Annotated in this window: 25 protein-coding genes; 14 read left to right on the top strand and 11 right to left on the bottom strand. The window is 69.4% G+C overall.

What is annotated here, in order from left to right:
- Window positions 1–23 precede the first annotated feature (23 nt).
- The 4 genes from L3Q65_RS22415 (at window position 24) to L3Q65_RS22400 (ending at window position 3,182) form a co-directional block, all read left to right on the top strand.
- A complete protein-coding gene (locus L3Q65_RS22415; protein ID WP_009081146.1) occupies window positions 24–677 on the top strand; it encodes an ATP-dependent Clp protease proteolytic subunit in 654 nt (217 codons plus the stop codon).
- 223 nt (window positions 678–900) lie between these two features.
- Entirely contained in the window at window positions 901–2,196 is a 1,296-nt protein-coding gene (gene clpX, locus L3Q65_RS22410) for an ATP-dependent Clp protease ATP-binding subunit ClpX (RefSeq protein WP_009081145.1), read from the top strand.
- Between the two features lie 70 nt (window positions 2,197–2,266).
- The gene (locus tag L3Q65_RS22405; RefSeq protein ID WP_237600727.1) at window positions 2,267–2,662 is read left to right on the top strand and encodes a hypothetical protein; all 396 of its coding nucleotides are present in this window, start codon (window positions 2,267–2,269) and stop codon (window positions 2,660–2,662) included.
- Window positions 2,663–2,702: 40 nt separating this feature from the next.
- Window positions 2,703–3,182 carry a hypothetical protein gene (locus L3Q65_RS22400; protein ID WP_182894120.1) on the top strand — a complete coding sequence of 160 codons (480 nt, stop codon included), beginning with the start codon at window positions 2,703–2,705 and terminating at the stop codon, window positions 3,180–3,182.
- A 6-nt stretch (window positions 3,183–3,188) separates the two neighbouring features.
- On the opposite strand, the gene L3Q65_RS22395 is transcribed toward L3Q65_RS22400, so the two are convergent.
- Window positions 3,189–4,118, bottom strand: coding sequence for an alpha/beta hydrolase family protein (locus L3Q65_RS22395; RefSeq protein ID WP_182894121.1), 930 nt, complete (start codon window positions 4,116–4,118; stop codon window positions 3,189–3,191).
- Between the two features lie 48 nt (window positions 4,119–4,166).
- Window positions 4,167–4,817: a TetR/AcrR family transcriptional regulator gene (locus L3Q65_RS22390; RefSeq protein ID WP_237600726.1), complete on the bottom strand. Its 651-nt coding sequence runs from the start codon at window positions 4,815–4,817 to the stop codon at window positions 4,167–4,169.
- A 65-nt stretch (window positions 4,818–4,882) separates the two neighbouring features.
- Here L3Q65_RS22390 and L3Q65_RS22385 point away from each other — a divergent pair, with 65 nt between their 5' ends.
- Window positions 4,883–6,196, top strand: a complete 1,314-nt coding sequence (locus L3Q65_RS22385; RefSeq protein WP_237600725.1) for a carotenoid oxygenase family protein — start codon at window positions 4,883–4,885, stop codon at window positions 6,194–6,196.
- Here L3Q65_RS22385 and fdhD read toward each other — a convergent pair whose 3' ends face one another.
- On the bottom strand, window positions 6,197–7,021 hold the full coding sequence (gene fdhD, locus L3Q65_RS22380; RefSeq protein ID WP_182894124.1) for a formate dehydrogenase accessory sulfurtransferase FdhD: 825 nt from the start codon (window positions 7,019–7,021) through the stop codon (window positions 6,197–6,199).
- Window positions 7,022–7,171: 150 nt separating this feature from the next.
- Between fdhD and L3Q65_RS22375 the strand changes: the two genes are divergently transcribed.
- The 4 genes from L3Q65_RS22375 (at window position 7,172) to L3Q65_RS22365 (ending at window position 10,515) form a co-directional block, all read left to right on the top strand.
- A complete protein-coding gene (locus L3Q65_RS22375; RefSeq protein WP_182894125.1) occupies window positions 7,172–8,524 on the top strand; it encodes an OFA family MFS transporter in 1,353 nt (450 codons plus the stop codon).
- Complete coding sequence (locus L3Q65_RS47360; protein WP_255751376.1) at window positions 8,524–8,655, top strand: hypothetical protein; 132 nt, start codon at window positions 8,524–8,526, stop codon at window positions 8,653–8,655. The genes L3Q65_RS22375 and L3Q65_RS47360 overlap by 1 nt, the downstream gene beginning before the upstream one ends.
- Before the next feature lie 70 nt (window positions 8,656–8,725).
- Window positions 8,726–9,268, top strand: a complete 543-nt coding sequence (locus L3Q65_RS22370) for a transcriptional regulator (RefSeq protein ID WP_237600724.1) — start codon at window positions 8,726–8,728, stop codon at window positions 9,266–9,268.
- Window positions 9,265–10,515 carry an MFS transporter gene (locus tag L3Q65_RS22365; RefSeq protein ID WP_182894127.1) on the top strand — a complete coding sequence of 417 codons (1,251 nt, stop codon included), beginning with the start codon at window positions 9,265–9,267 and terminating at the stop codon, window positions 10,513–10,515. The genes L3Q65_RS22370 and L3Q65_RS22365 overlap by 4 nt, the downstream gene beginning before the upstream one ends.
- Here the strand turns inward: L3Q65_RS22365 and L3Q65_RS22360 are convergent.
- From L3Q65_RS22360 to L3Q65_RS22350, 3 genes are all read right to left on the bottom strand, one after another.
- Window positions 10,490–10,819: a hypothetical protein gene (locus L3Q65_RS22360; protein ID WP_182894128.1), complete on the bottom strand. Its 330-nt coding sequence runs from the start codon at window positions 10,817–10,819 to the stop codon at window positions 10,490–10,492. The two genes, L3Q65_RS22365 and L3Q65_RS22360, sit on opposite strands and share 26 nt — an antisense overlap.
- Before the next feature lie 89 nt (window positions 10,820–10,908).
- The gene (locus L3Q65_RS22355) at window positions 10,909–11,247 is read right to left on the bottom strand and encodes a hypothetical protein (RefSeq protein ID WP_237600723.1); all 339 of its coding nucleotides are present in this window, start codon (window positions 11,245–11,247) and stop codon (window positions 10,909–10,911) included.
- A gap of 43 nt (window positions 11,248–11,290) precedes the next feature.
- Window positions 11,291–11,968, bottom strand: coding sequence for a GntR family transcriptional regulator (locus tag L3Q65_RS22350; protein ID WP_237600722.1), 678 nt, complete (start codon window positions 11,966–11,968; stop codon window positions 11,291–11,293).
- Window positions 11,969–12,040: 72 nt separating this feature from the next.
- Between L3Q65_RS22350 and L3Q65_RS22345 the strand changes: the two genes are divergently transcribed.
- Genes L3Q65_RS22345 through L3Q65_RS22335 form a run of 3 tightly spaced genes read left to right on the top strand, consistent with a single transcriptional unit; the run spans window position 12,041 to window position 14,684 of the window.
- The gene (locus tag L3Q65_RS22345; RefSeq protein ID WP_182894131.1) at window positions 12,041–12,463 is read left to right on the top strand and encodes a VOC family protein; all 423 of its coding nucleotides are present in this window, start codon (window positions 12,041–12,043) and stop codon (window positions 12,461–12,463) included.
- Window positions 12,460–13,203 (top strand): SDR family NAD(P)-dependent oxidoreductase, encoded by a 744-nt coding sequence (locus L3Q65_RS22340; protein WP_182894132.1) that lies wholly within the window; start codon window positions 12,460–12,462, stop codon window positions 13,201–13,203. The genes L3Q65_RS22345 and L3Q65_RS22340 overlap by 4 nt, the downstream gene beginning before the upstream one ends.
- A 56-nt stretch (window positions 13,204–13,259) precedes the next feature.
- Entirely contained in the window at window positions 13,260–14,684 is a 1,425-nt protein-coding gene (locus tag L3Q65_RS22335) for an LCP family protein (RefSeq protein WP_182894133.1), read from the top strand.
- Between the two features lie 53 nt (window positions 14,685–14,737).
- Here L3Q65_RS22335 and L3Q65_RS22330 read toward each other — a convergent pair whose 3' ends face one another.
- From L3Q65_RS22330 to L3Q65_RS22315, 4 genes are all read right to left on the bottom strand, one after another.
- Entirely contained in the window at window positions 14,738–17,050 is a 2,313-nt protein-coding gene (locus L3Q65_RS22330; protein WP_237600721.1) for an FdhF/YdeP family oxidoreductase, read from the bottom strand.
- A 46-nt stretch (window positions 17,051–17,096) separates the two neighbouring features.
- Window positions 17,097–18,440, bottom strand: a complete 1,344-nt coding sequence (locus L3Q65_RS22325) for an MFS transporter (protein WP_237600720.1) — start codon at window positions 18,438–18,440, stop codon at window positions 17,097–17,099.
- 73 nt (window positions 18,441–18,513) lie between these two features.
- Entirely contained in the window at window positions 18,514–18,960 is a 447-nt protein-coding gene (locus L3Q65_RS22320; RefSeq protein WP_182894136.1) for a MarR family winged helix-turn-helix transcriptional regulator, read from the bottom strand.
- A 109-nt stretch (window positions 18,961–19,069) separates the two neighbouring features.
- Entirely contained in the window at window positions 19,070–19,411 is a 342-nt protein-coding gene (locus L3Q65_RS22315) for a hypothetical protein (protein ID WP_182894137.1), read from the bottom strand.
- Window positions 19,412–19,471: 60 nt separating this feature from the next.
- Between L3Q65_RS22315 and L3Q65_RS22310 the strand changes: the two genes are divergently transcribed.
- Window positions 19,472–22,099: a valine--tRNA ligase gene (locus L3Q65_RS22310; protein WP_182894138.1), complete on the top strand. Its 2,628-nt coding sequence runs from the start codon at window positions 19,472–19,474 to the stop codon at window positions 22,097–22,099.
- Between the two features lie 139 nt (window positions 22,100–22,238).
- Window positions 22,239–23,404 (top strand): IS3 family transposase gene (locus L3Q65_RS22300; RefSeq protein WP_370648201.1). Its coding sequence is split into 2 segments (ribosomal slippage): window positions 22,239–22,505 and window positions 22,508–23,404, totalling 1,164 coding nucleotides; the frame shifts between segments, so codons are not numbered across the junction.
- A gap of 360 nt (window positions 23,405–23,764) precedes the next feature.
- On the opposite strand, the gene L3Q65_RS22295 is transcribed toward L3Q65_RS22300, so the two are convergent.
- Window positions 23,765–24,640: an SGNH/GDSL hydrolase family protein gene (locus L3Q65_RS22295; RefSeq protein ID WP_182894139.1), complete on the bottom strand. Its 876-nt coding sequence runs from the start codon at window positions 24,638–24,640 to the stop codon at window positions 23,765–23,767.
- Window positions 24,641–24,654: the final 14 nt, after the last annotated feature.

The following is a 24,654-nucleotide window of genomic DNA, read 5'->3' as shown; positions in this document are numbered from 1 at the left end:
CCGCAAGCACACAGGAGAGCGTCATGAGCAACTTCCGGCTCCCGGGTGACTTCCGGGCCCCGCAGACTCCGCAGTCGCGGTACATCCTCCCGTCCTACGTCGAGCGCACCAGCTACGGCGTGAAGGAGTCCAACCCGTACAACAAGCTGTACGAGGAGCGGACGATCTTCCTCGGCGTGCAGGTGGACGACGCGTCGGCCAACGACGTGATGGCCCAGCTGCTGCACCTCGAGCACGAGGACCCGGACCGCGACATCAGCATCTACATCAACAGCCCGGGCGGGTCGTTCACGTCGCTGATGGCGATTTACGACACCATGCAGTACATCCGCCCGGACATCTCGACCGTGTGCCTCGGCCAGGCCGCCTCGGCCGCCGCGGTGCTGCTGGCGGCGGGCACGCCGGGCAAGCGCATGGCGCTGCCGAACGCGCGCGTGCTGATCCACCAGCCCGCCACCGAGGGCACCTACGGGCAGGTCTCGGACCTGGAGATCCAGGCCAACGAGATCCAGCGCGTGCGCCGCCAGATGGAGGTCATCCTGGCGAAGCACACGAACAAGGAACCGGACGAGATCAAGGCCGACATCGAGCGGGACAAGATCCTCACCGCCGAAGAGGCCAAGGCCTACGGCCTGATCGACGAGGTGCTCCCGTACCGGAAGGCCTCGGCGAACTGACCGCGACGGGCCGGTGCGCGGCGAATCCGCGACGCGCACCGGTCCGCTGGTCTAGTGTCGGTCGTCGACGTGCCCGAAGGGGGTCGGGTGTTCCCGACCGCGCCTTCGGACGGGTACCGTCGATGGCAATGCGTGTTGGTTCCGGGAACGCCTGGCAGTCCCGGGGCCGCCAGACAGTTGTGCAGGTGCGCCCCGCGCACCGGAGGGGACGAGGTCAACGGCCATGGCACGGATCGGTGACGGCGGCGACCTGCTGAAGTGTTCTTTCTGCGGCAAGAGCCAGAAGCAGGTGAAGAAGCTCATTGCCGGGCCAGGGGTCTACATCTGCGATGAGTGCATCGACCTCTGCAACGAGATCATCGAAGAGGAGCTGGCCGAAGCCGGCGACGTGAAGCTCGACGAGCTGCCGAAGCCCGCCGACATCCACGAGTTCCTCGAGCAGTACATCATCGGCCAGGACGACGCGAAGAAGACGCTCGCGGTCGCGGTGTACAACCACTACAAGCGGATCCAGGCCGACGACAAGTCCGGGCCGAAGGACTCCAAGGACGAGCCGGTCGAGCTGGCCAAGTCCAACATCCTGATGCTCGGCCCCACCGGCTGCGGCAAGACCTACCTCGCGCAGACGCTGGCGAAGCTGCTGAACGTCCCGTTCGCGATCGCCGACGCCACCGCGCTCACCGAGGCGGGCTATGTCGGCGAGGACGTCGAGAACATCCTGCTGAAGCTGATCCAGGCGGCCGACTACGACGTCAAGCGCGCCGAGACCGGCATCATCTACATCGACGAGGTCGACAAGATCGCCCGCAAGAGCGAGAACCCGTCGATCACCCGCGACGTGTCCGGCGAGGGCGTGCAGCAGGCGCTGCTGAAGATCCTCGAGGGCACCACCGCGTCGGTGCCGCCCCAGGGCGGGCGCAAGCACCCGCACCAGGAATTCATCCAGATCGACACCACGAACGTGCTGTTCATCGTCGCGGGCGCGTTCGCCGGGCTGGAAAAGATCATCAACGAGCGGGTCGGCAAGCGCGGCCTCGGGTTCGGCGCGGAGATCCGCACCAAGGCCGAGATCGAGGGCAGCGACGTGTTCTCCGAGACGATGCCGGAGGACCTGATCAAGTTCGGGCTGATCCCGGAGTTCATCGGCAGGCTCCCGGTCGTGGCGACGGTGAACCACCTGGACAAGGAATCGCTCGTCTCGATCCTGACGCAGCCGCGCAACGCGCTGGTGAAGCAGTACAAGAAGCTCTTCGAGATGGACAACGTCGAGCTGGAGTTCACCAAGACCGCGCTCGAGGCCATCGCCGACCAGGCCGTGCTCCGCGGCACCGGCGCCCGCGGCCTGCGCGCGATCATGGAGGAAGTCCTCCAGCCGGTCATGTACGACATCCCGAGCCGCGAGGACGTGGCGAAGGTCGTGATCACCGAGCAGACCGTGCGGGAGAACGTCAACCCCACGATCGTGGCTCGCCAGCCGTCGCGCCGCACCCGCAGCGAGCGCGGCGAGAAGTCGGCCTGACCCGGCGGCTGCCGGGCGTTAGCAGGAGTCGGCTGTCCGGGTGTCGGCGGCAGGCGCGATAATGGACAGGATGACAACCGTGCCGCTGACCGCACCCCGGGGGGACGAGACTGCCGACCCCGGCGAAGCGGTCCCCGCCGAAACCGAGCCTTCCGCCGCTCCGGTCGGCATCGTGGAGCTGAGCGAACGGGTCGCCGCGTCCGTGCTGACGCGCTTCCCGTGGCTGGTCCGCGCGTCCGAGATCATGCTCGCGCTGTTCACGCTGGTCTGCCTGGTCGCGGTCGGCACCCGGCTGTCGGCGCTGCCGCTGCTTCCGATCCCGCTGTTCGTGGTTTCGTGGCTGTTCCTGCGCCGCTTGCGCGGGTCGGAGACCCGGGCGCAGCAGCTGCGGTGGTCGCTGCTGATGGCGCTGGCGGCGATGGTCGGGTTCTGGGTGATGTCCGTCGTGGCCCGCTGGGTCTCGTAATTTCGTCGCGGCGGCGTCCTCCGCGGTAGAGGATGGCGCGATGGACGCAGTCGTGCAGTGGGTGCGCACCTCGTGGACGAAGAAGTCCCGCGGCGGTGCGGAGGCGGCTCGCCGCAATGCCGTCCCGATCGCCTTTCCGCTCCCGGCGTTGACCGCGCCCTTCACGCACGTGGTGCGGATGAGTGAAGAGACGGACTTCGAGCCGCGATCCGGTGCCGAGGACGAAGCGCCGTCGCCCTGGGATTCGACGGTCCGCTTCCGCGAGGCGGACGGCCTGCTGCGGGTCGAGGTGAAACCGACCCCGCACGGGAATCCACGCCGCTTTCGCCGCCCTCCGGCCCACCGCCTGGCCCGAGGGGAATGGCTGCGGTGGCAGGTGAATTACCGCCTCACCGGTGTCTGCTGCGGGGAATGGCATTACCGGCTGGACACGCTGAACGTCGCGTACGGGCCGGTGTCGCGGGAACTGTTCCTGGGCACGCCGAGCCATCTGGTGGACGAGCTCGGGATTCTCCGTTGAGCAGGCTCACGCCTTCTGCCGCAAATGCTTCCCCAGGAACCCCACCATGCTGGGCACCGTGGTCCGGAAGAACGTGTCGCTGTGCTTCCCGTGCGCCGTGTACCCGATCGTCGGATGCGTTTCCGCGATATACCGCCGCGCCCCGGTGATGAACGGGTCTTCCGTACCGCAGTAAATCGCCGTCGGAATGCCCTGCAAAGCTGACTGGTGACGCAGCGGATCCAGTGAAGTCCAATCGGTCATCCCGGTGAAAATGCGGCGTTTCGCCATTTCCGGCCAGGACGTGATGAGCGCCGGGGCGATCGCGGCGACCGCGGCGGGCGGCTGGCGGCGTTCGGCTCGGCGGCGGGCGTACAGCAGTGCCCCGAAACCGCCCATCGACACTCCGGCGACCGCGAACGGCAGGCCGTCCGTGCCGCCGAAGCCGCGAGCGCGCAGCCACTGCGGGACTTCTTCCAGGAGCATCGCCATCGGGTCGTCGCCGGGGCGGACCTGGTGCCAGTAGTTGTCGCCGCCGTCGACCGCGACGAAGCCGTACGACGGCACGGCTTTGCGGGCGACGTCGCTGCCCAGCTGCTTGAGCAACCCGCTCGGGGCGGCGGAGCGGGCGGAACCGTGCAGGCCGTGCAGCATCAGCGACATCGGCAGGCCGGCCGGCGGCTTCTTGCTCGGCAGCAGGAAAACAAGGTCCACTTCCCGGCCGCGGGCGTGCGAGTAGACGCGCTCCACCCGCATGCTGCCGAGCTGTGTGACCGGCGTCGACGACGTGACGCCCAGTGCCCGCTGCATGGCCTGGTTGAACGGCACCACGCCGGTCGCGCTCCCCACCGCGAGCCCGGCGATGCCGAGGCCCGAGGCGCCCGCGATCAGCATGGACCGGCGGCTCACCCGCCTTCGGCCCTCAGTCTCCTCGGTCACCCGATCCCCCTCACCCATATAGCGTAAGACGTGAGGAAGGGACGAAACGTTGCCTTCTGAAGATCTTCACTCGGTTGTTGTGAGCAGCCCCACGGACGCCCGGGCGGCGGCAGGGCGGTCGCCGAGCCCCACGACCAGCGTCACGCAGAGTGGCGCGAGCACTTCGGTCACCCCGCGGTCGCCCCGGCCGAAGTGGCCCAGCAATTCGAGGGTGACATAGCCGTGCACCGCGCTCCACACCTGTGAGGCGACGGCGAGCGGGTCGCCGTGCAGCCGTCCGGAGTCGATGGTGCGTCCCACGGCGGCGACCATGCCTCGGAACGACGATGCCGCCTCGCTGTCCTGCTTGTCCTTCAGCAGGTCGCCGACCGGCTGTCCGTGCGCGCCCGCCTCGCGGAACATGAGCGTGAACAGCTCCGGATGCTCGACCGCGGTGCGGCGGTAGGCGAGCGCCAGCTGGTACAGATCGGCGACCGGGTCGTCGGTGCGCTCGACTGTCGCCATGTTCGCGATCAGCCGTCGAAACCCTTCTCGCGCAACGGCATCCATGAGCGCGGCCATCCCGCCGAAGTGCGTGTAGACGGCCATCGTGGACGCGCCGATCTCGGCCGCCAGCTTGCGGGCCTGCAGTGCTTCCGCGCCGCCGTCGGCCAGCAGCCGGATCGCCGCCTCGACCAGTTGCGTCCGCGCGTGTTCGCCCCGAGTCCGCTCGCTCATGCTTGCCAGTATCCCATAACCCTGTTATACCGGTGGCCATAACCACGTTATGGACGGAGCGGGTCATGGGAAATCACTTCCTCGAAGGCAACTTCGCGCCGGTCGAGCGCGAGTACACGAGCACCCGATTGACGGTCACCGGACAACTGCCCGACTACCTCGACGGCCGCTACCTGCGGAACGGGCCGAACCCGGCCGATCCGGATCCCGAAACGCACCACTGGTTCCTCGGCCGCGGCATGGTGCACGGCGTACGGCTGCGCGACGGCCGGGCCGAGTGGTACCGCAGCCGCCGCGTCGGCACGGACGAAGGCGGGGCCAACACGAACGTCATCGGGCACGCCGGGCGCACGATCGCGCTGGTCGAGGGCGGAATGCCGCAGTGGGAACTCAGCGAGGAGCTGGACACGCTGGGCGTCTGGGACTTCGACGGCACCCTCTCCGGGTACACCGCGCACCCGAAACGCGATCCGCGGACCGGCGAGCTGCACGCCGTCTCGTACCAATTCGGACTGGGGAACAAGGTCCAGTACTCGGTGGTCGGCACCGACGGCCGGGCGCGGCGGACGGTCGACGTCGAGGTCACCGGAGCGCCGATGATGCACGACTTCTCGCTCACCGAACGGTATGTCGTGTTCTACGACCTGCCGGTCACCTTCGATCCGGACCAGGCCCCGGTGCGCCTCGACGTGCCCGACCCGCTCACCGCGCGCACCGGCCGCGGCGTGAGCTCCTTGCCGTACCGGTGGAATCCGGACTACCCGGCGCGCATCGGCGTGATGCCGCGCGAGGGGGACAACAGCGACGTCCGCTGGTTCGACGTCGGCCAGTGTTACGTCTTCCACCCGCTCAACGCCTACGACGAGGACGACCGGATCGTGCTCGACGTGGTCCGGCACCCGAAGATGTTCGACCGCGCGCTGCACGGCCCGGCCGAGGGCGAGCCGACGCTCGACCGCTGGACTGTGGACCTCACGCTCGGGAAGGTCGTCGAGGAACGGATCGACGAGCACGGCCAGGAGTTCCCGAGGGTGGACGAGCGGCTGGTCGGCCTGCCGCACCGGTACGGCTACGCGACGGCGCTCGACGACCGGTCGCGCAGCGTCGGCGCGGTGTACAAACACGATCTGCGCAAGGGTTCCGTCGATGCGCACCGGTTCGGTCCAGGCCGCGAACCGGGGGAGTTCGTCTTCGTTCCGTCCAGTGCGGACGCGGGCGAGGACGAGGGCGTGCTGATGGGCTATGTCTACGACGCGGCCGAGGCGCGCAGCGATCTTGTCCTGCTCGACGCGGGCACCCTCGACGCCGTCGCCGCGGTGCACCTGCCGGACCGGGTCCCGCACGGCTTCCACGGCAACTGGGTGCCCGCCGAAGCCTGATCAGGTGAGCAGGCGCTGGTCCCCGGTGTAGAGGTTCATGCTGTCGCCGCGCAGGAAACCGATCAGCGTCATGCCGTTCTCCTCGGCCAGTTCGACCGCGAGCGACGACGGCGCGGACACCGCGGCGAGCAGTCCGATCCCGGCCATCGCGGCCTTCTGCACGAGTTCGAAGGAGGCGCGGCCGGAGACCAGCAAGCCCAGATCGGGCGCCGGGATCCGGCCCGCCTGCAGAGCCCAGCCGAGCACCTTGTCGACCGCGTTGTGCCGTCCGACGTCCTCGCGCACGACGACGAGCTGACCGTCCGAAGCGAACAGTCCGGCGGCGTGCAGCCCGCCGGTGGACGAGAACACCTTTTGCTGTTCCCGCAACCGGTCCGGCAGCTGCGAGAGGACGTCGGTCTTCACGGCGAACTCGGACGCGGCGGGGGAGAACCGGCTGCGCAGCTTCACCGCGTCGAGCGCGGCCTTGCCGCAGACGCCGCACGACGAGGTGGTGTAGAAGTTCCGCTCGACGCCGGTGTCCGGCGGGGCGACTCCCTCGGCGAGTGCGATGTCGAGCACGTTGTAGGTGTTGCGGCCTTGGTCGTCGACCCCGTCGCAGTAGCGCGCGACGGCCACGTCCTCACGGGACCCGAGCACGCCCTCGGACAGCAAAAAGCCGTGCGCCAGTTCGACGTCGTGACCGGGCGTGCGCATCGTCACCGCCAGCGCCTTGCCGCCGACCCGCAGCTCCAGCGGTTCTTCGGCGGCCAGCGAGTCCGGCCGGCGCCGTTCGCCGGCCGCGGAGATCCGCCGTACCGGCCGCCGCACCGTCACTCTGCCCATCAGTCCGCTCCACTCGATTTGTCGTCTTTGGCGCTGTCTTTTGTTGTCATCGACAAGACATTCTCAAGTCATTCGACAGTCATCCGGCGCAACGCCGAGGATCTGGTAAACCATTCCCAGCACCTCGTCACTGTTGGGAGGAGACCGCCGATGGCTGTCCCCGGCTTCCTTGCCCGTTCCCGCATCGTCGCACCGCCCGGCTGGACCCGCTGGCTCGTGCCGCCCGCTGCGCTGTCCATCCACCTGTCGATCGGCCAAGCCTACGCGTGGAGCGTCTTCAAGACGCCGCTGGAGAAGACACTGGGACTGTCCGGCACGCAATCCGGGCTGCCGTTCCAGCTCGGCATCGTGATGCTGGGGCTGTCCGCCGCGTTCGGCGGCACCCTGGTGGAGAAAAACGGTCCCCGCTGGGCCATGACCGTCGCCACAGTCTGCTTTTCCACCGGCTTCCTGCTCGCCGCGCTCGGCGTCGCGACCGGGCAGTTCTGGCTGGTGGTCGCGGGCTACGGCGGGGTCGGCGGGATCGGCCTCGGCATCGGCTACATCTCGCCGGTGTCGACGCTGATCAAGTGGTTCCCGGACCGGCCGGGCATGGCCACCGGGATCGCGATCATGGGCTTCGGCGGCGGCGCGCTGATCGCGTCGCCGTGGTCGTCGGCGATGCTCGGCTCCTCGCCCACGACCGGCGACATCGCGACAGCGTTCCTGATCCACGGGATCGTGTACGCGGTGTTCATGACGATGGGCGTGCTGATCGTCCGCGTCCCGGCCGACGACTGGCGTCCGGCGGGCGCGGTGAAGCAGGCCGCGGCCAAACCGATGATCTCCACGGCGAACGTCTCGGCGGCGAACGCGCTGAAGACGCCGCAGTTCTGGTGTCTCTGGATCGTCTTGTGCCTCAACGTGACCGCGGGCATCGGCATCCTGGAGAAGGCCGCGCCGATGATCACCGACTTCTTCAAGGGCACCTCCGCGCCGGTCGGCGCCGCGTCCGCCGCCGGGTTCGTCGCGCTGCTCTCGCTGACCAACATGCTGGGCCGGTTCGTCTGGTCGTCCGCCTCGGATCTGGTGGGGCGCAAGAACATCTACCGGTTCTACCTCGGCGTCGGCGCGCTGCTGTACCTCGTGATCGCGTTGACCACGAACGCGTCGAAGCTCGTGTTCGTGCTGTGCGCGATGCTGATCCTGTCCTTCTACGGCGGCGGTTTCTCGACGCTTCCGGCGTACCTCAAGGACCTGTTCGGCACCTACCAGGTCGGCGCGATCCACGGCAGGCTGCTGACCGCGTGGTCGGCGGCGGGCGTGCTCGGGCCGCTCATCGTGGACGGGATCGCGGACAGCCAGAAGGCCGCGGGCAAGACCGGGCCGGATCTCTACCAGCTGTCGTTCTGGATCATGATCGGCCTGCTGGTGGTCGGGTTCGTCGCGAACGAATGCGTGCGCCCGGTGAAGGAGAAATTCCACGAACCGGCCGGTGCGGCCGCGGTGGGGAGCGAGGCGTGATGACGAGTGCCGAGGGCCGCTCCGGCGGCCGGACCCTCCTGCTGGTGATCGCCTGGCTGTGGGTGCTCGCCCCGTTCGGCTACGGCGTGGTCGAGCTGGTCCGGAAGGTGGTGGGGCTGTTCGGCGGCTGAGTGCCGCTGACCGGCACGGCCCGGAAATACTCCCTGGACAAATGGTCAAGAGTCGTTGACCATTATCCCCGTGACTGGGGATGATCAAGCGGGCTACGTCCCGCCGCAGGACACTGTCCACGTCGAGACGACCGACCAGCTGCGCGCCGTGAGCAACGTCGTGCGGCACCGCGTGCTCGCGGTGCTGCGCGACGGGCCCGCGACGATCACGCAGGTCGCCGAGCAGCTGGGGATCGCGAAAGGCAGTTCCAGCTACCACATGCGGGTGCTGGAGCGGGCCGGGATCGTGCACGTCGTGCGCACGCGGAAGGTGCGCGGCGTGCTGGAGCGCTACTACGCGCACGTCGGGCGCAAGATCAAGCTGCCCGAGCCCGCCCCGGGGCAGCGGGACGTGCTGCTGCAGCACGCGATCAACGACCTCTCGACCGCACCCGAGGGCTCGCACCGGTACGTCCGGATGCAGCACACGCGGATCAGCGAGACGCAGTTCGAGGAGTTCGAGCGCCGGCTGGCCGGACTGCTCGACGAGCTGCGGGACGCGCGCGACGCCGACGAGGCCGCCGCCACCGTCGCGGTCGCGTTCTTCCGTCCGGGGCCGGGGGCGGCCAGATGACCAAGTCGAAAATGCCTCCCGCGTTCAGTCGCTTGTGGACAGCCGCGACGGTCAGTTCCCTAGGCGACGGCGCGTATGCCGCGGCTTTGCCGCTGCTGGCGGTGCTGCTGGACAGCGATCCGCTGGTGGTCAGCCTGGTGACGGTGGCGGTGCTCGCGCCGTATCCGGTGGCCGGGCTGTTCGCCGGCGCGCTGGTCGACCGCTGGGACCGGCGGCGCACGATGTGGGTCGCGGACCTGGCGCGCGCAGTGTTGCTGGTGGCGACGGTGGCCGCGGGCGCGGTCGGCTGGCTCAGCATTCCGGTCCTGCTCGTCGTGGCGTTCCTGCTCGGCACCGGCACGCTGTTCTTCGACACCGCCGCACAGGCGTACCTGCCGGATCTGCTGGCGCGGGACCAGACCTTGCTGCGCCGCGCCAACGGCTATCTGCGCGGGGCGTCCACCGCGGCCGGGCAGTTCACCGGACCGCCGATCGGGAGTTTCCTTTTCACCGTAGGGAGAACGCTGCCGTTCGCGGTAAATGCGCTGACCTACGCCGCCAGCGCGGTGCTGATCCGGACGCTGCCGCCGGCGCCGGTGCCGGAGCGCGCGCCGGGCCGGTCGGTGTGGGCGGACTCGAAAGAGGGTTTCGCTTACGTGGTCAAGGATCGGCTGCTGCTCGGCCTCGCTTTGCGACCTGCGGTGGGGAATCTGGCGTTCGGCGCGTTCGGGGCCGTGCTGGTGGTGTTCGCGAAGGACGCGCTGGGACTGCACTCCGCCGGGTACGGCTTCCTGCTCGCCGCCGAAGCCGCCGGGGGACTGGCAGGCGCGATGGTGCTCGCCGGACCGCTCGAGAAATGGCTGGGCACCGGGACCGCGCTCACCGTCACTGCGGTGATCGAGGGCGGGGCGGTGCTGGCATTCGGCCTCGCCCGCGACCCGTGGCTAGCCGGGGCGATGTTCGCGCTGTGCGGCTGCGCCATGGCGGTGACCATGGTGCTCGGCGGTTCGCTGCGCCAGGTCGTGGTCCCGGCGCGGTTGATGGGCCGGGTCGCCGCGGCGTCGCGCCTGGTCTCGGCCTCGGCCGCACCGGCAGGCGCCGCTCTGGGCGGCTGGCTCGCCGCGACGGCCGGAGTACGAGTGCCGTACGTGGCGGCGGCGGGGGTGCTCGTGTCGATGACGCTGGTGACGATGAGCATGACGAGCAACAAGCGGATCGAGGAGGCGCTCGCGCGGGCGAAAGCTACTCCAGCGACGGCCACCCGGTGAGCAGGGTGATTCCCGGGAACAGCACCGCGGCTGCCGGCATGGTGGTCCAGATGACGACGCTGGAGTACGGCCGGGGGACGAAAAGTCCGGCGACCGCCCCGGTCGCGGCGGCGAGCGGAAAAACGAGGATCCCGTACATGCGGCAGAAAACGCCGACGATGTACCCCACGTTGAGCGGGGATTCGGTGAAGGCGGCCGCGACGTACAGGCTGAGCGCGGCGACCACGGCCACGAGCGCGACGATGGCGTGCAGTGCGCCGAGAACTGCTCGGCTGGTCTGGGCTGGGCTGCTGGTGAGGTCCACTGGCTCAGCCTGCCCGGGAGTTGTGGAGATTCCGGGGCGGTCCGGGAGAGAAACGCGGCTGAACCCGCAGGTTCGCGCTGTCCGGCCGGTTACGCCGGCCGGACAGCCGTCACGGCGATGAAACCGATCGGGAACACCACGGTGAGCGCGGAAACCGTGATCCACACGCGGCGCGCTGCTCGGCTCGGCTCTCCCAGCGAGGCGACCAGCGCGCCGATCCCGGCCGCGACCGGCAGCGCGAAAAGCCCGAACTGCACGAACGACACGACCACGATGATCTCGAACGCGGTCAGCAGGCTCAGCACCTTCGCGCCCGCCGCCAGCGCGGCCGCGATCACGCACAGCCCGAGCGCGGAGATCAGGAACGCGCCGCTGCCGTGCAGCGCGCCGGTGAATGCGACGCGTGCTCGGCTCGGATCGGTGTCCACCTGACGAGTCTGCCAGTCCGGCGCGGTGGGCGGATGCGGGAAATTACTCGGTTCGGATGCGGTCGAGCAGGCTTTCTCGCGCGGACTCCACGTGGTGCTCGGCCACCCGGGCCAGCCGTTCGCGGTCGCCGCTGCGAATCAGTTCCGCCAATTCGCGATGCTCCGCGACGACTCGGGCCCGGTAATGCTCATGTCCGAGCGAGACCCGTTGCAGCTGAAACAGAAACACCTGCGACCGCACCGCGTGCCATGCCTCGGTGAGGCGGCCGTTGCCCGCGGCGGCGTACACCCGGTCGTGGAACGCGATGTCCAGCGCCAGCAACTGCGGGCCGGGAGCTTTGCTCCGGACCGCCTTCGCCAAGTCGGCGACCAGCGCGTCCAGTGCGTCGAGATCCGCCTCGGCCGCGTTGGCGCGCGCGGTGACCGCGGCCAGCCGGTCGAGCGCGGCGCGGACCGAGTAGACCTCGTCGACGTCCTCGGGAGTCACGTCGACCACCGTGGTCGGACGGTGCCAGCCGCAGCGGACCAAGCCTTCTCGCGCGAGTTGGGAGATGCCCTCGCGGACTGAACCGCGGCTGATCTCCAACGACGCGGCCAGCTCGACCTCGCGCAAAGGCGCGCCAGGCCGGAAATGCCCGGCGAAGATCGCTTCGCGCACCCGGTCGGCGGCCTCGTCGGCGAGCCCGCGGCGCGCCGCCTTCCTCAGGGGGGTGACTTCCACGTCCTAATGTTGACATTCGAACATCCGCCAGTCAACGTGAAGACACCGATCCCCGTGCCGAAGGAGTGCCTCATGGCCGTCCGTCCCGCCTTTCACCTGGCCATACCGGTCGACGACCTGCCCAAAGCCCGCGAGTTCTACGGCGGCGTGCTCGGGCTGGCGGAAGGGCGCTCGGCGGACGCGTGGGTCGACTGGAACTTCCACGGCCACCAGGTCGTCACGCACGTAGTCGCGGGCGCCCGTGCGGAAGCGGGCCGCAATCCGGTCGACGGGCATGCCGTGCCGGTGCCGCACTTCGGGCTGGTGCTCGACGTCGACACCTTCCACGACCTGGCCGGGCGGCTGCGCGCGACGGGCGCCGAGTTCGTGATCGAGCCGTACCAGCGGTTCGCCGGAGAGCCGGGGGAGCAGTGGACGATGTTCCTGCACGACCCGGCCGGGAACGCGCTGGAGTTCAAGGCTTTCCGCGACGAGACGCAGTTGTTCGCGAAATGAACGTCCTCGTCACCGGAGCCTCGCGCGGGATCGGCCGCGCCATCGCCGTCGCCTTCGCCACCAGGGGCGACCGGATCGCCGTCCACTGTGGATCCAACCGGGAGGCCGCGCGCGAAACGCTGGAGGCGCTGCCCGGTTCCGGGCACGTGCTCGTGTCCGGCGACCTCGGCAACCCCGACGCCGCGCAGTGGATCGCCGACGTGGCCGAGGAGCAGCTCGGCGGGGTCGACGTACTGGTCAACAACGCCGCGGTGGGCACCACTGCGGCCACTCGCACGCCGATCGCCGAAATGTCCTATGCGGACTGGCAGGACGCGTGGCGGCGCACGCTGGACGTCAACCTCCTCGGCGCGGCGAACGTGTCCTTCCACGTCGCGCGCCACCTCATCGCCCGCGGGGTGCCCGGCCGGATCGTGAACATCGGATCGCGCGGGGCGTTCCGCGGCGAGCCCGACTACCTGCCGTACGGGGCGAGCAAGGCCGCGCTGCACGCGTTCGGCCAGTCGCTGGCGGTCCAGCTGGCCCCGCACGGGATTTCGGTCACCTCAGTGGCCCCGGGTTTCACCGCGACCGAGCGCGTCGCCGACCGGGTCACCGACGAGGTGCGCGGGCAGAGCCCGTTCGGCCGGGTCGCCGAACCGGAGGAGATCGCCGAAGCGGTGGTGTTCCTGGCCTCGTCGGAGACGCCGTGGGCGTCCGGTTCGATCCTCGATCTGAACGGAGCCTCACACCTGCGCTGAGTTGTGAGCTGCGTCACGAATGCAGCACATCCGGGCGGCCGGACGTCCAGAGAGGCGTGCGGATCGCAGGAAAAGTTATCGCCGGAGCGCTGTCGACGGTGGTGTTCGCCGGCACGGCGTACGGGTTCTCGACCCTGAGCGCGCTCGACGACATCACGCGCAGCGACGTCATCGGCGGCGGCGGATCGGTGGACGAAGGCCAGAAACACGCCGACGGGGCGATGGACATCCTGATGGTCGGCCGGGACGCGCGCAAAGGCCCGGACGGGAGCCCGCTGCCGCAGAGCGTCCTGGACGAACTGCGCGCGGGCGCGAACGGCGACGACCTCACCGACACGTTGATCGTGCTGCGGATCCCGGACGGGCAGCAGGAGGTCAAGGCGTTCTCCATCCCGCGCGACTCGTACGTCTCGATGCCCGGCGGAAAAGGCAAGATCAACGCCGCGTTCGGCCGCGGCAAGGCGGCCGAGGCCTCGAAACTGCGCGCGGCCGGGGAAACCGACAAGGACAAGATCGAGCAGGAGTCGATGACCGCGGCGCGCAAGGCGACGCGGCAGGCGGTCGAGGACCTCACCGGCATCACCATCGACCACTACGCCGAGGTCAACCTGCTGAGCTTCTCCGAGATCAGCAAGGCCGTCGGCGGGGTCGAGGTGTGCCTGAAGAAGGCCACGAAGGACGAGAACTCGGGCGCGGACTTCCCGGCGGGCAAACAGCGGCTCTCCGGCGGCGCCGCGCTCGCTTTCGTGCGGCAGCGCGACAATCTGCCCGGCACCGATTTCGGCCGGATGCGGCGGCAGCAGGTCTTCCTCGCCTCGATGGCGCACGAGGTGCTCTCGGCCGGGACGCTCGCCGACCCGGGCAAGCTGAGCGACCTCATCGACGCGGTGAAGCGCTCGGTCGTGCTGGACCAGTCGTGGGACATCCTGGACTTCGTCGGCAAAATGCGCGGGGTGTCCGGCGGCGGCATCCAGTTCACGACGATCCCGGTGGTGAACCAGGACTACCGCTATGACAAGTCCCATCCCACGGCGACCGCGGTGCAGGTGGATCCGGCGCAGGTGAAAGCGTTTGCGGCGGGGCTGATCGGAGCCGCCCCGCCCGCCGCGCCGCCCGGAGCGCCGAAGGCCGCGGTGGAGATTTCCAACGCCGGCGGCACCTCGGGCCTGGCGGCACGCGTCGCGGATGTGTTGAAGGGCAAGGGGTTCGCCGCCACCGCCGCGGGAAACGCACCGTCGCAGCGGACGTCGATCGTGCGCTACCCAGCCGCGCTCGCCGCCGAGGGCGCGGAAGTGGCGAAGGAGCTGGGCGGACTGTCCGCTAAGGAATCAGCAGACGTTCCGGCAGGGCACATCCAGGTGGTGCTCGGGAAGGTCTACTCAGGACCGGGGGTGTCGGACGGCGGGTCCGCGGCAGGCGTGCCGGCGAAGGCCGACCAGCCGCCGCCCGTCACGTCAGACGGTGACAACTGCATCGACTGACGCCTTGTGAGTGCTGGCGCCGGTTCCCACCGGCGCCAGCACTCACGAGCCACCTACGCGTGGTTGTGCCGCTCCAGCCGGATCACCACGGCCTTCGACACCGGGGTGTTGGACTTCTCCGCCACGGAATCCAGCGGCACCAGCGCATTCGCCTCGGGGAAGTACGCCGCCGCGCACCCGCGAGCCGTCGGATAGGCCACCGCGCGGAAGCTGGGCGCCCGCCGGTCCCCGTCCCGCCATTCCGAGACCAGGTCCACGATCTCCCCGTCCGCGACCCCCAGCGCGGCCAGGTCGTCCGGGTGCACGAAGACCACCCGGCGCCCGTCCTCGATCCCGCGATAACGGTCGGACAGCCCGTAAATCGTCGTGTTGTACTGGTCGTGGCTGCGCAGCGTCTGCAGCAGCAACCGGCCCTCGGGAACCTCGGGGTACTCCAGCTCCGACACCGTGAACGTGCCCTTGCCGGTCGCCGTGCCGGTGAACTCCCGCGAGTCGCGCGGCGCGTGCGGGAGCACGAAACCGTCCGGTTCGCGGACGCGGCGGTTGTAGTCGTGGCAGCCCGGCACCACCGCGGCGATGCGGTCGCGGATCAGGTCGTAGTTCTTCTCGAACGACCGCCACGGCACCGCGTGGTCGGCGCCGAGCAGCCGCTCCGCCAAGCGGCACACGATGGCGACCTCGGACAGCAGTTCCTCGCTCGCGGGAGCCAGCCGGCCGCGCGAGGCGTGGACCTGCGACATCGAGTCCTCGACGGTCACGAACTGCCGTCCGGACTCCTGCTCATCACGCTCGGTGCGGCCGAGCGTCGGCAGGATCAGCGCGGTGCGGCCCGGGACGACGTGCGAGCGGTTGAGTTTCGTCGACACGTGCACAGTCAGCGAGCACGCTCGCAGCGCTTCCGCGGTGCGCTCCGAATCCGGGGTGGCGGAAGCGAAATTGCCGCCCATCGCGAAGAACACCTTGCCGCGCCCGTCGAGCATCGCGCGGATCGAGTCGACGGTGTCCCAGCCGTGCTCGCGCGGCACGGTGATGCCGAATTCCCGGTCGAGCGCGTCCATGAACGGCTCGGGCATCTTCTCCCACACGCCCATGGTGCGGTCGCCTTGCACGTTCGAGTGGCCGCGCACCGGGCACAGGCCCGCGCCCGGCTTGCCGATCATCCCGCGCACCAGCGCCAGGTTCACGACCTCGGCGATCGTCGGCACCGCGTGCTTGTGCTGGGTCAATCCCATCGCCCAGCAGTAGATCGTGCGCTCGGACGTCGCGATCATCCGCGCGATGTGCTCGATCTGCCCGCGGGCCAGCCCGGTCGCCTTCTCGGTCTCCGGCCAGTCGATCTCGCGCAGCTGCTTGGCCCAGTCCTCGAACCCGTGCGTGGATTTCTCCACGAACTCGCGGTCCACAATGGACCCGGGTGCGGCGTCCTCCCACTGCAGCAGCAGATGCCCGACCGCCTGGAACAGCGCCAGGTCGCCGCCGAGCCGGATCTGCGCGAACTCGTCGGCCAGCGGCGTGCCCTTGCCGACCACGCCGCGCACGTTCTGCGGGTTCTTGAACCGCATCAGCCCTGCCTCGGGCAGCGGGTTGACCGCGACGACCTTCGCGCCGTTGCCCTTCGCCTGCTCCAGCGCGGACAGCATCCGCGGGTGGTTCGTGCCCGGGTTCTGCCCGACGACGACGATCAGGTCGGCCTGGTGGATGTCGGCCAGCGACACCGAACCCTTGCCGATGCCGGTGGTCGCCGACAGCGCCGCGCCGGACGATTCGTGGCACATGTTCGAGCAGTCCGGCAGGTTGTTCGTGCCGTACGCGCGCACCAGCAGCTGGTACACGAACGCGGCCTCGTTGCTGGTGCGGCCGGAGGTGTAGAAGATCGCCTCGTCCGGGCTCGCCAGACCGCGCAGTTCGTCGGCGATCAGGCCGAACGCGTCGTCCCAGGAGATCGGCTCGTAGTGCGAAGCGCCTTCGCGCAACACCATCGGCTCGGTGAGCCGGCCCTGCTGGCCCAGCCAGTAGTCGGTGCGCTCGTTCAGCTCGGACACCGGATGCGCGGCGAAGAACTCCCGGCCGACCCGGCGTTTCGTCGCCTCTTCGGCGACCGCTTTCGCGCCGTTTTCGCAGAACTCCGCCATCTTGCGCTTCTCGCCGTCGACCTGCCGCGGTTCGGGCCACGCGCAGCCCGGGCAGTCGAAGCCGTCCCGCTGGTTCAGCAGCCGCAGCGTGCGCGCGGTGCGGACCGGGCCCATCTGCTCCACCCCGCGCGCGAGGGAAACCGCGACTCCCGGGATTCCGGCCGCCCAGCCTTTCGGCTTGCCTACATCGAGGCGGGCTTCGTCCACGTCACCAGTCGGAGCTTCGCGAGTCATGGGCACATCGTCCGCCTTTGCCTTGCGGAAACCAAGACGGGGGTGGTCACATCGCCGCCTGCCGGTCCCGTTCCCGGCGTTCGGCCCGCAGCAGCGCGCGGTCCGCGGCGGTCACGACCAGCAGCAACGCGCTGGTCACGATCAGCACGACGGCCAGCCGGTGCAGTCCTCCGGAATCCGCATGCCCGCCATAGCATTGGGCGATGACCGTGGCCGCGACAATCGCGCCGAGGTATTGCGCGGTCCGGAAGAGACCGCTCGCGGTGCCCATCGTCTCGGCCGGCGTTTCGCGGTAGAGCGTCGTCTGGTTGGCGACGCTGGTGAGCCCTTGCGCCAGGCCGAACAACGCGGCGAGCACGAGCAGCCAGATCAACGCGGTGCCGTCGTTCACGAACAGCAGCGCGACGGATCCGCCCAGGAGCGCGGCGCCGACCAGCAGCAGGCGCAGCCGGACGCCAGTGGGCCGCCCGGACAGCGCGGCCGCGCCCACGGCGACCCCGGACATCGGCAGAAGCAGCAGCCCGGCGGCGGATTCGGCGAACCCGCGCGCCTCTTCGAGCCACTGCACGTAGCCGAACATGATCGTGTAGATCGCCAGGAAACTCAGTGCCTGCCGCGAATACGTGCGCAGGACCGGGCCGTTGGCGGCGAGCATCCGCAGGTCGATGAACGGCTTCCGGGCGCGGAGTTCGACCCGCACGAACAGACCGCCGAGCACGAGCGCCGCGGCCAGCAGCCACAGATCGCCGATGCCGGGTTCCATCAGGTAGCACAGCAACACCAGCAGCGCCGCGGAAAACAGCGCGATCCCGGCCACGTCGATCTTCTCAGCCGGCTTCTCGGCGGGGGTGTCCTTGGGCACCCACAAGAGGGTCAGCACGAGGGAAATCCCGGCGAGCGGCAGGTTCACCGCGAAGATCGCCGGCCAGCCGAAGAGCGCGATCAGCACGCCGCCGAGCGTCGGGCCGATCACCATGACCGTCTGCGCGGACATCGCCAGCACGGACAACACCCGCGCCGGAACGCCTTCGCCGATCTGGTCCGCCCGCCGTCGCAGGACTGCCATCGCGGCCGGGAACCCGGCACAGGTGCCGATGCCGAGCACCGCACGGACACCGGTAAGCCATTCGACCGAGATCGGGATCATCCCGGCGATCCCGGCCACCATCACGACGGACGCGCCGCCGAGCAGCACGCGCCGCGCGCCGTAGCGGTCGACGAGCAGCCCGACGACCGGCTGCCCGACCGCGGTGGCCAGGTACAACGAGGAAATCAGCCAGGCCGTGCGGCCCGGCCCGGCGCCGAAGGCCTGTCCGATCGGGACGAGCGCGACGGCGATGAGCGTGGAGTTGATCGGGTTCAGCACGGCGCTCGCGACCAGCGGGGTCACCAGGCGCGCGCCGAAACGGGATTTCGCGGGGGCGGTCGCGGTGTTCGTCAGTGCTCCTCGGGTTCAAGGGGGGTCAGCGCTGGGCGATCCGCTGCAGCAAGGGCAGCGCGCGCCGGACCGTTTCGAGTTCGTCTTCGGTCAGTTCGTCGGTCAGCGCGGCGGCGAGCCATTCGTCGCGGTGCTGCCGGATCCCGATGACGGTCTTCGCGCCGAGATCGGAGAGCGAGATCACGACGCGCCTGCCGTCGGCCGGGTCGCGCGTGCGGTTCAGGTAGCCGAGCGAGTCGAGCACGCCGAGCGTCGCGGCCATGGACTGCTGCCGGACGTGCTCCGCGGCGGCCAGTTCGGCCTGGGTCCCGGGACCCTCGCGGTGCAGCCGGTTGAGCACGGCGGTCTGCGTCGGCGTGAGGATCTCGGCGTTGTCGACCTGCCGCAGCCTGCGGTGCAGCTGGCCGACGACGCCGCGGATCCAGCCCGCGGACTCGGCTACCCGCGGCGGAACGGACGGGTGTTCAGGCATAAGCACAGTCTAGCCTGTTGAGTTCAGGCTGTGCATCCTCGGCTCAAAAGCCGTGAAGGGCTCTTTGAAGGAATCAGATTCCTTCAAAGAGCCCTTCACGGCTTTTGAGCTAGAGCGGCCGGGTGCTTGGCGCGGCGGGGGAGCCGAGGCCGACGACGTACCCGATCTTGTCGTCGTTCACCCCGATCGGCTGAACCTGGTGCACCACGACCGCCGCGGCGAGCAGCAGGACCAGGCCGACGATCGCCGCGATCCCGGGCCAGCGGCTCGGCACCGCGCCGCCGCGGCCGTACACCGGCGACGGAGCGTTGCGGCGTTCGCGCTTGCGCCGCTTCTTCATGTCCTTCTTGGCACCGAGCCACGCGTCCCGCTGGGCGTGCTTGCGCCACTCCGGGTCCATGAGGTCCGGATGGGTTTCCATCCGGTCGTCCGGATCCTCCGGCCGAGTCATCGGCGCACCGCCTTTCCCCCTGCGTAACCCCGCCGCGGCGGGTTCGTAGACTTGTCCATTGTGACCGAGAACGCTCCGCAGCAGAAAACCGACCTTCCGGGTGCCTGGGACCCGGCCGCCGAGGAAGCCCCGATGTACGACCGCTGGGTAGCGGCCGGGTACTTCACGGCTGACGCTACGTCGGAGAAGCCGCCGTTCTCGATCGTACTGCCGCCGCCGAACGTCACCGGCAGCCTGCACATGGGCCACGCGCTCAACCACACCCTGATGGACGCGATGAGCCGCCGCCGCCGGATGCAGGGCTACGAGGTGCTCTGGCTGCCGGGCATGGACCACGCGGGCATCGCGACGCAGAACGTCGTCGAGCGCCAGCTGGCGGGCGAGGGCCTGTCTCGCCACGACCTGGGCCGCGAGAAGTTCGTCGAGCGCGTCTGGGAGTGGAAGGCCGAGTACGGCGGCAAGATCCTCGGCCAGATGAAGCGGCTCGGCGACGGCGTCGACTGGTCGCGCGAGCGCTTCACCATGGACGAGAACCTGTCCAAGGCCGTCCAGACAGTCTTCAAGAACTTCTACGACGCCGGCCTGATCTACCGCGCCGAGCGGATCATCAACTGGTGCCCGCGCTGCCAGACGGCGCTGTCGGACATCGAGGTCGACCACAGCGACGACGACGGCGAACTCGTGTCGATCCGCTACGGCGACGGCGACGCCTCGATCGTCGTGGCCACCACGCGCGCCGAGACGATGCTGGGCGACACCGCGGTGGCCGTGCACCCGGACGACGAGCGCTACACGCACCTGGTCGGCACCGAAATCGAGCTGCCGCTCACCGGCCGGAAGATCCCGGTGGTCGCGGACCGGCACGTCGACCCGGAATTCGGCACCGGCGCGGTCAAGGTGACCCCGGCGCACGACCCGAACGACTTCGAGATCGGCCGCCGCCACGACCTGCCGATGCTGACCGTCATGAACGAGCGCGCCGAGGTCACCGTGCCCGGTCCGTTCGAGGGCCTCGACCGCTTCGAGGCGCGTCCCGCGGTGGTCGCCGCGCTGCGCGAGCAGGGCCGGATCGTCGCGGAGAAGCGGCCGTACGTGCACGCGGTCGGGCACTGCTCCCGCTGCGACACGGTCGTGGAGCCGCGGCTGTCGCTGCAGTGGTGGGTCAAGGTCGCCGAACTGGCCAAGGCCGCGGGCGACGCGGTGCGCGACGGGCGGACGAAGATCCACCCGGCCGAGCTGGAGAAGCGGTACTTCGACTGGGTCGACAATATGCACGACTGGACGATTTCCCGCCAGCTGTGGTGGGGGCACCGGATCCCGGTCTGGTACGGGCCGGACGGCGAGGTCGTGTGCGTGGGGCCGGACGAGCAGCCGCCGTCGGGCGACGGGTGGACGCAGGACCCGGACGTGCTCGACACCTGGTTCTCCTCGGGACTGTGGCCGATGTCGACGCTGGGCTGGCCAGGCGAGACGGACGACCTGGCGAAGTTCTATCCGACCAGCGTGCTGTCCACCGGCTACGACATCCTGTTCTTCTGGGTCGTGCGGATGATGATGTTCGGCGTGCAGCAGATGGACGGCCGCCAGCCGTTCGACCACGTGTACCTGCACGGCCTGATCCGCGACGCGAACGGCAAGAAGATGTCGAAGTCGCGCGGCAACGTGATCGACCCGCTGGAGTGGATGGACGCCTACGGGGCCGACGCCACCCGGTTCACCCTGGCCCGCGGCGCGAACCCGGGCGCGGACATGGCGCTGGCCGACGAATGGGCGGCCGGATCCCGCAACTTCTGCACGAAGCTGTGGAACGCCAGCAAGTTCGCGATGATGAACGGAGCCACCGCGGCGGGCTCGCTGCCGCCTGCTGCCGAGCTGACCGAGTCCGACCGGTGGATTCTCGGGCGGCTCGCGACCTTGGTGTCCGAAGTGGACGGACTGTTCGAGGACTTCCAGTTCGCCAAGGTCGCCAACGCGCTGTACCAGTTCACCTGGAACGAGTTGTGCGACTGGTATCTGGAACTGGCGAAGGTCCAGCTGTACCAAGGGGATTCCGCGCGGGTCGAGGCTACGCGGAAGGTGCTGGGGCAGGTGCTGGACACCGTGCTGCGGTTGCTGCACCCGTTCGTTCCGTTCGTGACCGAGAAGCTGTGGACTGCCTTGACCGGTGGCGAGTCGTTGGTGATCGCGGCTTGGCCTTCGGCGGTCGAGGGGTATGCGGATCCGGTCGCGGACGCTCGGGTCGCTGATGTGCAGAAGCTGATTACCGAGATCCGGCGGTTCCGGGCTGATCAGGGACTGAAGCCCGGGCAGAAGGTCGCCGCGCGGCTGACCGGCGAGGCGTATCCGGAGGGGCACTCGGATGCGATTCGGTCGCTGGTGCGGCTGACCGAGCCGGAGGAGGGGTTCTCGGTCAGTGCTTCGCTGGAGGTCGCGCTGGCTGGCGGCGTGGTGACGGTGGAGTTGGATACTTCCGGGACCATCGACGTCGCTGCCGAGCGGAAGCGGCTGGAGAAGGACCTCGGGGCTGCGCGGAAGGAATTGGCGCAGACTGAGGGGAAGTTGGGCAATGAGGCGTTTATCGCCAAAGCGCCGGAGCATGTGATCGAGAAGATCAAGGTGCGGCGGGAGACTGCTGTTGCCGATATCGGGCGGATCGAGGCTCGGTTGGGTGCGTTGCCTGCGTCCTGATTTCTCGGGCGGCTCGTCGCTCTGGCGGGCGACATTGCGCTGGGGGTTGGGCCCCCACCCCCGAAGGTTGATTGTGTGAGGTTCCCCCGGTGGCCCGGACACTCTGATCCTTGGCTTTGGCCTGGGGAAGGATGTTGTTGTGTCTGGTTCGTCGAGGTATCCGGAGGAGTTCCGGCGGGATGCGGTCGCGTTGGCGCGGTCGTCGGCTCGTCCGTTGGCGCAGGTGGCTCGTGAGCTGGGGGTGAATCACGAGACCTTGCGGACGTGGGTGCGGGCGGTCGACCGCGCCGAGAGCGCGGCCGCGTCGGGCGGGGACGCGGCGGAGCGGGAGCTGCGGGCGTTGCGCAAGCGGGTCGCGGAGCTGGAGAAGGAAAAGGAGATCCTGCGCAAAGCGGCCGCCTATTTCGCGCAGGAGATGGGTCGTTGACCCGCAGCTGCCGGTTCATCTCCGCCCACCGCGCCGCCTACGGCGTCGCCCGGCTGTGCCGTGTCCTCGGGGTCCGCCGCCCGGGGTTCTACGAATGGCTCGCCGCCGCCCCGGCGCGGGAGGAGCGGGCGCGGGCCGAGGAGCGGCTGGCCGGGGAGATCGCCGGGATCCACGCCGCCCACCAAGGCGCTTACGGCAGCCCGCGGGTCACCGCCGAACTGCGCCGCCGCGGCGAGACGGTCAACCACAAGAAGGTGGAGCGGGTCATGCGCGAACGGCGGCTCGCCGGGAACACCCGCCGCCGGCGGCACTCGCTGACCAGGCCGGACACGACCGCGGCCGCGCCGGACCTGATCGGCCGCGACTTCACCGCCGACGCCCCCGGCCGGCGGCTGGTCGGGGACATCACCTACCTGCCCACCGAAGAGGGCTGGCTGTATTTGGCGACCGTGCTCGACCTGCACACCCGCGAAATCGTCGGGCACGCCCTCGCCCCGCACATGCGCGCCGGCCTGGTCTGCGACGCGATCGCCCTCGCCGCGGACCGCGGCCTGACCGGCCCGGGCGCGGTGTTCCACTCCGACCGCGGCACCCAATACGCCTCCACCGAATTCCGCGCCGCCCTGACCGCGCACGGCATCCGGGCCTCCATGGGCAGGACCGGGTCCTGCTACGACAACGCCGCCGCCGAATCCTTCTTCGCCACCCTCAAAACCGAAATCGGCACCCGCTCCTGGCCCACCCGACACCAAGCCAGGCAAGCGGTTTTCGCCTACCTCGCCTACTACAACCACCACCGCCTGCACTCCACCCTCGACTACCGAACACCCCACGAAACCCGTCTCAGCTATCGTCACCACCACGCCCACGCGGCATAAAACCCGGTGTCCGATCCCCGGGGGAAACCTCAGTGCTGACGGTTCGGGGGTGCTTGTCAAGGCGGGAAAGATGCCTTGACAAGCACCCCCGAACCGCAGGGTGGCTTCGGATCGGGGTTGGGGGCGGTGTGGGGTGCCTCCGTCGGTGGGTGCGTCGGCTGCGGTTTGTGAGTGGGGCTAGCGCCCCAATGTGGCGTTGGGTGCATGTGGCGCACCCAATGTGGCGTTCGGTGCGTGGGATGCACCCAATGCCACATTGGGGCGCATCCCGGCATCCCGGCGGGGCGGGGCGGCGGGTCCGCGGTCCGTGAAGGGCCCCTTGAGGGAATCTGAGTCCGTGAAGGGGCCCCTCACGGCGTTTTAGCGGAGTTGCTGGCGGATTACCTTTGCTTCGCCTTCCATCCCGGCGTAGAGGGGGTGGTAGGGGGCCGCGGCCAGCAGGTTCAGGTCTTTGCCGTTGATCCATGCGACGCCTTGGGGTTGGCAGGCGTCGTGGCCGAAGGACGGCGTGTAGGTGTCCACATAGGACGATTGGCCGTCCGCCTCGACGGCGTTGCTTACTGCTGCGTTCAAGGCTTCTTCCACGCTGGAGAGCCAGGCGTAGTCGCCGTTGGCGAAGGGCAGGACGTCGGGGCAATAGCCTTCTGCGGGGGCGATGCGCGGGTAGCCGACGGCCAGCACCTTGGCGTGCGGCGAGCGGGCGTGGATTCCGGCCAGTACCTGCTGGATGGCGGCTTGCGTCTTGGGCAGCAGCGCCTTGATCGTGTCCACGCCGTCAACGGTGAAGTGCTGCTGGCACGGGTTTCCGGTCGGATCCGAGGCGCGCAGGGTCGGGCAGGTGTCCACCAGCTTGCCGAACAGGCCCGAGTCGTTGCCGCCGATGCCGACGGTCACCAGGTCGGTGTCTGAGCGCAGCGCGTTGAACTGCGGGGCGTTCTGGCCCAGCGGCACGCTTTGCGGGCTGGTCATGTCCGACGTGTCCGCGCCGCCGCAGCTGACGTCGGTGAAGCGGTCCACGTCGAGGGAATCCGCGACCATCGACGGGTAGTTGGACGTCGAGCGGAAGCAGCCGAACGGATCCAGCCTGGGCAGCGGGATGAGCGGGCCCGACGTGTACGAGTCGCCGAGGGCGACGTAGTGGCGGTAGTGCCGGGGCGCGGCGCTCGCGGCCGCCGCCGTCGACAGAAGCAGTGCGATGGCCGCGATCGCGGCCAGCACGATTCGGATGATGCGCATGCGAATCCCGTCCT

This window comes from Amycolatopsis sp. FU40 (assembly GCF_021903635.1).
Taxonomy (GTDB): Bacteria; Actinomycetota; Actinomycetes; order Mycobacteriales; family Pseudonocardiaceae; genus Amycolatopsis; species Amycolatopsis dendrobii.
Note: the sequence above shows the minus strand (reverse complement) of the source record. Positions and strands in the feature narration are given on the sequence as shown.